The 9,934-nt window shown below is 65.9% G+C and carries 9 protein-coding genes; 8 read left to right on the top strand and 1 reads right to left on the bottom strand.

Annotation, left to right across the window (positions count from 1 at the left end):
* Positions 1 to 83 precede the first annotated feature (83 nt).
* Complete coding sequence (gene azu / locus J2W68_RS02395; RefSeq protein WP_310232390.1) at positions 84 to 539, top strand: azurin; 456 nt, start codon at positions 84 to 86, stop codon at positions 537 to 539.
* Entirely contained in the window at positions 539 to 2,671 is a 2,133-nt protein-coding gene (locus tag J2W68_RS02400; RefSeq protein WP_310232393.1) for a TonB-dependent receptor family protein, read from the top strand. Before azu ends, J2W68_RS02400 begins: the two co-directional genes overlap by 1 nt.
* A gap of 240 nt (positions 2,672 to 2,911) precedes the next feature.
* On the opposite strand, the gene phhA is transcribed toward J2W68_RS02400, so the two are convergent.
* Positions 2,912 to 3,814, bottom strand: coding sequence for a phenylalanine 4-monooxygenase (gene phhA / locus J2W68_RS02405; protein WP_310232396.1), 903 nt, complete (start codon positions 3,812 to 3,814; stop codon positions 2,912 to 2,914).
* Between the two features lie 129 nt (positions 3,815 to 3,943).
* On the opposite strand from phhA, the gene J2W68_RS02410 reads away from it, so the two are divergent.
* The 6 genes from J2W68_RS02410 (at position 3,944) to J2W68_RS02435 (ending at position 9,625) form a co-directional block, all read left to right on the top strand.
* Positions 3,944 to 4,417, top strand: a complete 474-nt coding sequence (locus J2W68_RS02410; RefSeq protein WP_310232399.1) for an Lrp/AsnC family transcriptional regulator — start codon at positions 3,944 to 3,946, stop codon at positions 4,415 to 4,417.
* Between the two features lie 165 nt (positions 4,418 to 4,582).
* Positions 4,583 to 5,992 (top strand): type I glutamate--ammonia ligase, encoded by a 1,410-nt coding sequence (gene glnA, locus J2W68_RS02415; RefSeq protein ID WP_310232400.1) that lies wholly within the window; start codon positions 4,583 to 4,585, stop codon positions 5,990 to 5,992.
* Positions 5,993 to 6,271: 279 nt separating this feature from the next.
* The gene (locus J2W68_RS02420; protein ID WP_310232403.1) at positions 6,272 to 6,976 is read left to right on the top strand and encodes a TorF family putative porin; all 705 of its coding nucleotides are present in this window, start codon (positions 6,272 to 6,274) and stop codon (positions 6,974 to 6,976) included.
* Positions 6,977 to 7,002: 26 nt separating this feature from the next.
* The gene (locus tag J2W68_RS02425) at positions 7,003 to 7,341 is read left to right on the top strand and encodes a P-II family nitrogen regulator (RefSeq protein WP_310232406.1); all 339 of its coding nucleotides are present in this window, start codon (positions 7,003 to 7,005) and stop codon (positions 7,339 to 7,341) included.
* 15 nt (positions 7,342 to 7,356) lie between these two features.
* Complete coding sequence (locus tag J2W68_RS02430; protein ID WP_310232408.1) at positions 7,357 to 8,733, top strand: ammonium transporter; 1,377 nt, start codon at positions 7,357 to 7,359, stop codon at positions 8,731 to 8,733.
* Between the two features lie 136 nt (positions 8,734 to 8,869).
* Positions 8,870 to 9,625 carry an N-acetylmuramoyl-L-alanine amidase gene (locus J2W68_RS02435; protein WP_310232411.1) on the top strand — a complete coding sequence of 252 codons (756 nt, stop codon included), beginning with the start codon at positions 8,870 to 8,872 and terminating at the stop codon, positions 9,623 to 9,625.
* Positions 9,626 to 9,934 lie beyond the last annotated feature (309 nt).

Raw genomic sequence — 9,934 nt, forward strand, 5'->3', positions numbered from 1 at the left:
CCGGGCCGTTCACGTCGACGTTTGCGACAATGCGCGACGCGATGCGTCGCATCGCACGCCCCCGCTTTCCCCACGGAGTTCTTATGCCGAACCGCGCCTTGCGCGGCGCGCTCGCGCTGCTGCTGTTGTTGCCTGCCACCGGCGCGTTCGCGCGCACCTGCGATCTGTCGATCGGCAGCAACGATGCGATGCGCTTCGACAAGTCCGAACTGCGTGTCGCCGCCGACTGCACCCAGGTGCGCCTCACCCTGCGTCATACCGGCCGCCAGATGGCTGCAGCGATGGGTCACAACTGGGTGCTGACCCGGACTGCAGACTATCGCCCGGTCGCGATCGCCGGCGGTCGCGCGAATCTCGCCAGCAGCTATCTGCCCGCTGGCGACAAGCGCGTCATCGCACACACGAAAGTCATCGGTGGCGGCGAGACGACGACCATCACCTTCCCCACCGCCGGTCTGACGCGCGGCGGTGACTACACCTTTTTCTGTTCGTTCCCAGGCCACTGGAATGTGATGCGCGGCAAGCTGGTGTTCGGCTGATGCGCGCGGCCCCCACCGCGCTGGCAATCGCGCTGTCGCTGATCCTGCTCTCGCCCGGCTTCGCGCACGCACAGGCGGCGAGCGATGCGCCCACCACACTCGAACGCGTACGCGTCGATGCGACGCGCCTGCGTGGTGTCAGCGACTTCGACACGCCGGCCTCGGTCGATGCGATCCGCCTCGACGACGCGAACAGCAACCGCGCCGGCACTGTCGCCTCCGAACCGCTGTCGGGTGTGCCGGGCCTGCTCGCGCGCGACCGGCAGAACCACGCGCAGGACACACAGCTGTCGATCCGCGGCTTCGGTGCGCGTTCCACGTTCGGCGTGCGCGGCGTGCGTCTGTTCGCCGATGGCATTCCCGCGTCGATGCCCGACGGCCAGGGCCAGCTCTCGCATTTCAGTCTGGTCGGCGGCGACCGCATCGAGATCATGCGCGGCCCGTTCTCGGCGCTGTACGGCAATTCCTCGGGCGGTGTCGTGCAGCTGTGGAGCGCCGACGGGCAGCCCGGCGACCCCTGGCGCTTCAAGGCCAGCCAGGGGCGCGACAACACGACCAGCCTGTCGACGCAGCTGCGTGGTGGCACGGAGGCGGTCGGCTACAACCTCGCGCTGTCGCGTTTCGACACCGACGGCTGGCGCGACCACAGCGCCGCGCGACGCGATTCGGCGAACGCGAAATTGCGCTTCGATTTCGGTGATCGTCGCCGGCTCGATCTCGTTGCCAATCATGTCGACATCGACGCGCAGGATCCGCTCGGCCTGACCGCTGCGCAGGTCCGCGAGAACCCGCGCCAGGTCGCCGCGGTCGCGCGCCAGTTCGATACGCGCAAGACCGTGCGCCAGAGCCAGGCCGGCGCGGTCTACGAACACGGCATCGGCGATGCGCAGACGCTGCGCGCGATGGCCTACGGCGGTGAGCGCGCGGTCGTGCAATACCTGCCGATTCCGCCTGCCGCGCAGAGCAATCCGTTGAGCTCGGGCGGCGTCATCGATCTCGACAATAGTTACGGCGGCCTCGACCTGCGCTGGACCTGGGAAGGCACTCTGGCCGAGCGTCCGCTCGAAGCGACCGTCGGCGCGAACGCCGATCGCCAGCGTCAGGACCGCCAGGGCTTCGAGAATTTCGTAGGCGACACGCTCGGCGTGCGCGGGCGGCTGCGACGCGACGAGCGCAACACCGTCGAGAACCGCGACCAGTTCGCGCAGCTCTACTGGACCTTCGCGCCGCGCTGGTCGCTGCTGGCGGGCGTGCGTCACAGCGAGGTCGAATTCACCTCGCGTGATGCCTTCGTGACCGCGAGCAATCCTGACGACAGCGGCCGCATCGAGTTCCGCCAGACCTCACCGGTGGCCGGCGTCACGTTCGCGCCGCGCGAGGACCTGCGCGTCTACGCGTCCGCGGGCCGCGGCTTCGAGACGCCGACCTTCAACGAACTCGGCTACCGCGCCGACGGCGGCGCCGGGCTCGCCTTCGATCTCGCGCCGGCGATCAGTGACAACCTCGAGATCGGCACGAAGTGGCAAGCGCGCTCGGGCGCCGCGCTCAACGCCGCGCTGTTCCGCGCCGACACCGACGACGAGCTCGCAGTCGCGCGCAATGTCGGCGGCCGCAGCAGTTTCCAGAACATCGGCCGCGCGCGCCGCCAGGGCGCCGAGCTTTCGTTGCGTCAGCCACTGGGCGCGTCGTTCGATCTGAGCGTCGCCGCGACCTGGCTCGATGCGACCTTCCGCGATGACTACCTCGTCTGCACCGGTGCGGGCTGCACCGTGCCGGCCACGGCGGTCGCGGCCGGCGCGCGCATTCCGGGTGTGCCGGCGCGCCAATTGTTCGCGCGTCTCGACTGGAGTGGCGGTCCGTGGAGCGCAGCGATCGAAGGCATCGGCGTGGGCAATGTTGTCGTCGACGATCTCGCGACCGAGCGCGCAGCGGGCTATGCCCTGCTGCACCTCGAAGGCGCACGCCGCTGGCGTTTCGATGCCGGCGAGCTGCGCACCTTCGTGCGCGTCGACAACGTCCTCGACCAGGCTTACATCGGCTCGGTGATCGTCAACGAAGGCAACGGACGGTTTTTCGAGCCTGGGCCGGGGCGGGGCGTAATGCTCGGGGCGCAGTGGACGTGGAATCGGTGAAGAAACGCGACTGAACATCGCGCTGGCGATCTAGAAACCCGTCATTCCCGCGCAGGCGGGAATCCACGGACGTCAGGACGAAATCAAAGTCCATGGATGACCAGCCATTCGGCTGTTGAAAAGCACGTCCCGCCTGCGCGGGGATGACGGATGCGGTGGGGCGCCTGTTCGAGACTAGAAAAGTTCCCCGCGCGTGCACGCTGTCGCGAATCCCGAATCCCGAATCACCAATCCCCGCCTTCAGACATCGCCACCCGCCGTCCAGCCCTCGCCCGTGCCGCGATGGAACACGCGATCCTCCTTGCGCACCGTCCCCGCACCCACCGTGTCCTGCTGCGCGAGGCGCGCATAGATCGGGGTGAAATCCGGACCGGTCGCCTCCATCAGCTGCTCGAAGCTGTCGATGACGAAATAGGTCTTCTGGTAGGTGTCGATGCGGTAGCGCGTGCGCATGATGCGTTCGAGGTCGAAGCCGATGCGGTTGGGCGCGTCGGAGTCCAGCGAATAGATCGATTCGCCCTTCGACGACACGATGCCGGCGCCGAAGATGCGCAGGCCGTCGGCCTGCTGGATCAGGCCGAACTCCACCGTGTACCAGTACAGCCGCGTCAGGTTCTGCAGTGCATCCGGGCCGATGCCGTGCGCTTTGACGCCGCCCTTGCCGTAGGCCTCCATGTAGTCCGCGAACACCGGATTCATCAGCAGCGGCACGTGACCGAAGAGGTCGTGGAAGAGATCGGGTTCTTCGATGTAGTCGATCTGGTCCGGGCGACGAATCCACCACGTCACCGGAAAGCGGCGGTTGGCGAGATGGTCGAAGAAGTCGAGTTCCGGCAGCAGGCCTTCGACGCCGAGCAGGGTCCAGCCGGTCGCGGCTTCGAGCACCTCGTTGAGTTCGGTGAACTTCGGAATCGCGTCCGGGGTCATGCCCATCGCGTCCTGCGCCTGCAGGAATTCGTCGCAGGCACGGCCGACCAACAGTTCGCGCTGGCGCGCATAGAGCGTGGCCCAGGTCGCGTGGTCATCGGCGCTGTAGGTGTCCCAGGGCTGCTCGACGATGCCGGTGGCGTAGACCGGCACGCGGCCCTTGTCGGTCTGCAGGTTCTCGACGCGGCGTGGGACGTTCGATGGCTGGGCGGACATGGCGACTCCAGTGGATTTCCTTGATCCACGACGATAGCGCCGTTTCGCTGCAACAGGCTTGCGTGATTGCGCGCCCAAGCCGTATACGCGCAATAATCTTGCGCATATCCGCAATTCAGGACAACGAGAATGGCTGCTGCCGATCTCGACCGCACCGACCTGCTGCTGCTGGCCGAGCTCCAACGCAATGGTCGACTCACCAACGCCGACCTGGCCGAGCGCATCCACCTGTCGCCCTCGGCCTGCCTGCGGCGGGTGCAGCGGCTGGAGCGCGACGGGGTGATCGCCGGCTACCGCGCCGACGTCAGCGCCGAGCGTCTGGGCCTTGGGCTGCAGGCCTTCGTGCGCGTGCAGCTCAAGCACCACGACAGCGCCGCGGTCGCCGGTTTCGCCGCGCTGGTCAACGGCTGGGAGGAAGTGATCGCCTGTCACGCGCTGACCGGCGACATGGATTACCTGCTGCAGGTGGTCGTGCGCGATCTCGAACACTTCTCGCGCTTCCTGCTCGACCGCCTGCTCAACCAGCCGGCAGTGGACGATGTGAACTCGAGTTTCGTGCTGCGCACGGTCAAGGCGGACCGCGGACTGCCGCTGCCGAGCTGACGCACCATCAAGGTGCAAATGTAGGAATAACGCACCAATCACGTAAGTGAATTGGCCGGATTCTGCGGCGCCAAGCGTTTAACCAATTGATTTCACTGGCCGTAGACGGTTGGCACGGCGATTGCGTAAGTCAGGGACACAATCAACACGCAAGGCAGTCGCTTCATGTCCACCGACAATCTCGAAAAGCTGATCAAGGACCACAAGATCGAATTCGTCGATCTGCGGTTCACCGATATGCGCGGCGTGCAGCATCACGTCACGTTCCCGAAGTCGATCATCGAGCCCGGCCTGTTCGAGGACGGCAAGATGTTCGACGGCTCGTCGATCAGCGGCTGGAAGGGCATCCAGAATTCCGACATGGTGCTGTTGCCCGACGCGTCCACCGCGTTCGTCGATCCGTTCACCTCCGATCCGACGCTGGTCATCACCTGCGACATCCTCGACCCGACCACGATGCAGTCGTATGAGCGCGACCCGCGCGGCATCGCCAAGCAGGCCGAGGCGTTCCTGAAATCCAGCGGCATCGCCGACCAGGCGTTCTTCGGCCCCGAGCCGGAATTCTTCATCTTCGATTCGGTGCGCTACGCGAACGAAATGGGCCATACCTTCTTCCATATCGAATCCGAAGAAGCGCACTGGAGTTCATCGAAGGAATACGAAGGCGGCAACAGCGGCTACCGTCCCGGCATCAAAGGCGGTTATTTCCCGGTCGCGCCGCTCGACTCGCTGCACGACATCCGCGCCGAGATGTGCAAGACGCTGGAACAGGTCGGCATTGAGGTCGAAGTGCACCACCACGAAGTCGCGAACGCCGGCCAGTGCGAGATCGGCACGCGCTTCAACTCGCTGGTCAAGAAGGCCGACGAGCTGCAGACGATGAAGTACATCATCAAGAACGTGGCCTTCCGCAACGGCAAGACCGCGACCTTCATGCCCAAGCCGATCGTCGGCGACAACGGCAGCGGCATGCACGTGCACCAGAGCCTGGCCAAGGGCGGCACCAACCTGTTCACCGGTGACGGCTACGGCGGTCTGAGCCAGACGGCGCTGTGGTACATCGGCGGCATCTTCAAGCACGCCCGCGCGATCAACGCCTTCTCCAATGCGTCGACCAACTCCTACAAGCGTCTGGTGCCGGGCTTCGAAGCGCCGGTGATGCTGGCCTACTCGGCGTCGAACCGCTCGGCCTCGTGCCGCATTCCGTATGTGGCGAATCCGAAGGCGCGTCGCATCGAGATGCGCTTCCCTGATCCGATGCAGTCCGGCTACCTGACCTTCGCCGCGCTGATGATGGCGGGTCTGGACGGCATCAAGAACCAGATCGATCCGGGCGGCCCGAGCGACAAGGATCTCTACGACCTGCCGCCCGAGGAAGAGAAGAACTTCCCGACCGTGTGCCATTCGCTGGACCAGGCACTCGACGCGCTCGACAAGGACCGCGACTTCCTCAAGGCCGGCGGCGTGTTCTCCGACGACTTCATCGATGCCTACATCGCGCTGAAGATGAAGGAAGTCACCGCGTTCCGCGGCGCCACGCACCCGCTCGAATACCAGATGTACTACGCAATCTGACGCACCTCGGGGCTGGCCATTGGCCGGCCCCGATTCGTTTCCACCGCCGAAGCGGCGGCGCCCCCTCCCCCACGGTGGGCGGCACTGCCGACAGACGCACGGAGTCCGGGTTTCAACCGATGGATTGGACAGCGGCCGCACAGGCGCCATAGAGCGCCGGTCGCGGCGACGGCAGCCAGGGGGCTCGCCGGCGCCGAACGTTCCGCCTGCGACAAGAACAACAACAGACGCAGTACGCAATGACCGGGGAGGGCTTTCCAATCATTTGAGGAGCCTGTCATGTCGTCACGCAAGAGCGCAGTCGCCACCCTGCTGTGCGCAGGTCTGCTGTCCGCCGGTGCCGCCCACGCGGAAGTCTCCGGCTCGATCACGCTGACCAGCGATTACCTGTTCCGCGGCCTCAGCCAGACCGACGAGAAACCTGCCCTGCAGGGCGGCGTCGAGTGGGCGCACGACAGCGGTTTCTATGCCGGCGCCTGGGGCAGCAGCATCAGCTGGCTGTCCGATTCCGATCCGGATATCTCCAGCCAGCTCGAGCTCGACGGCTATGTCGGCTTCCGCGGCGATTTCGGCGACAGCGGCTTCGGCTACGACGTCGGCGCCGTGCATTACTGGTATCCGGGCAGCTATCCCGCCGGCTTCAACAAGGCCGACACCACCGAGCTCTACGCCGGTGTGAGCTGGAACATCCTCAGCGCGAAGTACTCCTACGCCGTCACCGACCTGTTCGGCATTCCCGACTCCGACGGCAGCAGCAACCTCGACGTCGCTGTGGGCTGGGAGTTCGCACCCAGCTGGACCCTCAACGGCGCCGTCGGCAAGCAGTGGGTCGCCGGCAGCGCGGGCACTGCGACGTACGCGTTCTGGTCGGCGGGTGTGGGCAAGTCGTTCGACAACGGCTTCGACATCGCCCTGAACTTCAACGACAACGACCTGATCGGTCCCGACGACACCATCACCCTCGCCGTCACCAAGTCGTTCTGACACGGCGCGCGCACCTGGAGACCTACATGAAACTGATCATCGCGATCATCCGCCCGTTCAAGCTCGACGAAGTCCGCGAGGCGCTCGGCGAGGCCGGCGTCACCGGCCTGACCGTCACCGAGGTCAAAGGCTTCGGTCGACAGAAAGGCCATACCGAGCTCTATCGCGGCGCCGAGTACGTCGTCGATTTCCTGCCCAAGCTGAAGATCGAATGCGCGGTCAGCGACGACGTGTACGAGGCGGCGATCGAGGCGATCACCCAGGCGGCAGGGACCGGCAAGGTCGGCGACGGCAAGGTGTTCGTGCTCGCGCTGGAACAGGCCCTGCGTATCCGCACCGGCGAAATCGGCGCCGACGCGCTCTAACCCCACGGAGGTTTTATGAAGACGATCGAGTTCCGCGGGTGGAAGACCCGGATGCAGGCGCTGTGCCTGATGCTGTTGTGTGCGTGCGCGCTGTTTGGCGTGGCAGGCGGCGCGTTCGCGCAGGACCTGCCGGCGGCCGAGACCGCAGCGGCGGTGGTGGACACGGCCGAGGCCGTGACCTTCGACAGCGGCAACGTGGCGTGGATGCTCACCTCCACGCTGCTGGTGCTGCTGATGGTGGTGCCGGGCCTGGCCTTGTTCTACGGCGGCATGGTGCGTTCGAAGAACGTGCTGTCGGTGATCATGCAGGTGCTGGTGGTGTTCTCGGTGGTGATCATCCTGTGGGTGGCCTACGGCTACAGCGCGGCGTTCACCGACGGCAATGCGTTCTTCGGCTCGTTCACCGAGAAGGCCTTCCTGCGCGGCATCACCGCGGAGACGGATGCCGGTGGCCTGCCGGAATTCCTCTTCATCGTGTTCCAGTCGACGTTCGCCGGCATCACCACGGCGCTGGTCGTCGGCGCGTTCGCCGAGCGCATCAAGTTCTCGGCGGTGCTGCTGTTCTCCATCCTGTGGGTGACATTCGCCTACCTGCCGATGGTGCATATGGTGTGGAGCGGTGAAGCGGGCTTTCTCGCGCACAAGGGCGTGATCGATTTCGCCGGCGGCACGGTGGTGCACATCAACGCCGGTGTCGCCGGTCTGGTCGGCGCGTACTTCCTCGGCAAGCGCCTGGGCTACGGCAAGGAAGCGATCAAGCCGCACAGCGTGCCCTTCACCTTCATCGGCGCATCGCTGCTGTGGGTCGGCTGGTTCGGCTTCAATGCGGGCTCGGCGCTCGCCGCCGATGCCAGTGCGTCGCTGGCCATGCTCAACACGATGGTCGCAACATCGGCCGGTGTGGTCGCCTGGAGCATCGTCGAAGCCTTCACCAAGGGCCGTCCGTCGGCACTGGGCGCGGCATCGGGTGCGATCGCGGGTCTGGTCGGCATCACGCCCGCCGCCGGTACCGTGGGCCCCATGGGCGCCGTGGTCATCGGTCTGGCCGCAGGTGCGCTGTGCGTGTGGGGCGTCACCGGTCTCAAGCGCCTGCTGCGCGCCGACGACAGCCTCGACGTGTTCGGCGTGCATGGCATCGGCGGCATCGTCGGCGCGCTGCTGACGGGTGTCTTCAGCGCGCAGTCGCTGGGCGGCACCGAAGTCGATCTCGCGATCGGCGCGCAGGTCTGGGTGCAGTTCATCAGCGTCGCGTTCACCGTGCTCTGGTGCGCGGTGGTGACCGCGGTGGTGATGCTGATCGTCAAGCTCGTCGTCGGTCTGCGCGTGACCGAAGACGAGGAGCGTGAAGGTCTGGACATCGTCTCGCACGGCGAATCGGCCTACGAGAAGTAAGCGTCACCCGGCGTCCGCGCAGCCGCGCGGACGCCGGCAATGCAAGCGGGGCCAGCGGGCGACGGCGGGGAAGGCCGGCGCCCGTTTCTTTCTTTTGTGGGTTGCGTCGCCCGACGCGGCGCGGTGCAATGCGGGCATGCCGAAACTTCTGCTCGCCGCGCTCGTCGCCCTGCTGCTCTCCGCCTGCGCCCACAACGCACCGCGCAATCCGCTCGCCACCTGGGTGCCGTCGACCAACCACGATGCGCGTCGACCTGTGCTGGTGGTGCTGCATTACACCGAGCAGGACTCGGTGCAGCGCAGCCTCGACACATTGCGCACCGCGAACAGCGGCGGCCGCGTGAGTTCGCATTACCTGATCGGCCAGGACGGCGCGCGCTACCAGCTGGTCTCCGATCTCGACCGCGCCTGGCATGCCGGCGCTGGCAGCTGGGGCGCGGTGTCGGACGTCAACTCCGCATCGATCGGCATCGAACTCGACAACAACGGTCGCGTGCCGTTTACCGAGCCGCTGGTTGAGAGCCTGCTCGTGTTGCTGGGCGATCTGAAGGCGCGCTGGCGTATTCCCGCCGAAAACTTCATTGCCCATTCCGATCTCGCGCCAGGCCGCAAGGTCGATCCGGGCGTGCATTTCCCGTGGAAGCGTCTTGCGCAGCACGGCTACGGCATCTGGCCGCGCGATGACACGCCGCCGGCGCCGGTGGACTTCGATGTGGTGCAGGCCCTGCGCACGGTGGGATATCCGGTCGACGATCTCGACGCGACATCGCGTGCGTTCCGCTTGCGGTTCCGCGCGCTGGCCGATGGGCCGCTGGATGCGGAGGATCGGCGGATCCTCCATGCGCTGGTGCAGGGGTGGACGATTCCGGCGGATGCTGTCGTGCAGCCGTAGCTTTGCAGTTGCAGTTGCAGTTGCAGTTGCAGTTGCAGTTGCAGTTGCTTTGTTCTTTCCAAATCTCGATGCCGCAATAGCGATTGCAGACCCGTAGGGCGCCGCACAGGACGTGCGGCGTTTTCCGACCGAGGCAGGATGCCGAGTCGGAAAATCCAAGTGCGCGCGACGCCGCGGGCTGTGGACGTGTCGGGGAGACGTTTTTCTTTGGTTCCGCGGGTTAACAAAGTAAGCGCAACACCCGCGCCGCCCGAAACTAAAGAGGTGAGCTGGCAGACTGGAGGGGATCACTCCGGCAAGAGACGATCC

Origin of the sequence: Luteimonas terrae (assembly GCF_031457535.1) — a bacterium.
In the GTDB taxonomy this organism is placed as follows: Bacteria; Pseudomonadota; Gammaproteobacteria; order Xanthomonadales; family Xanthomonadaceae; genus Luteimonas; species Luteimonas terrae_A.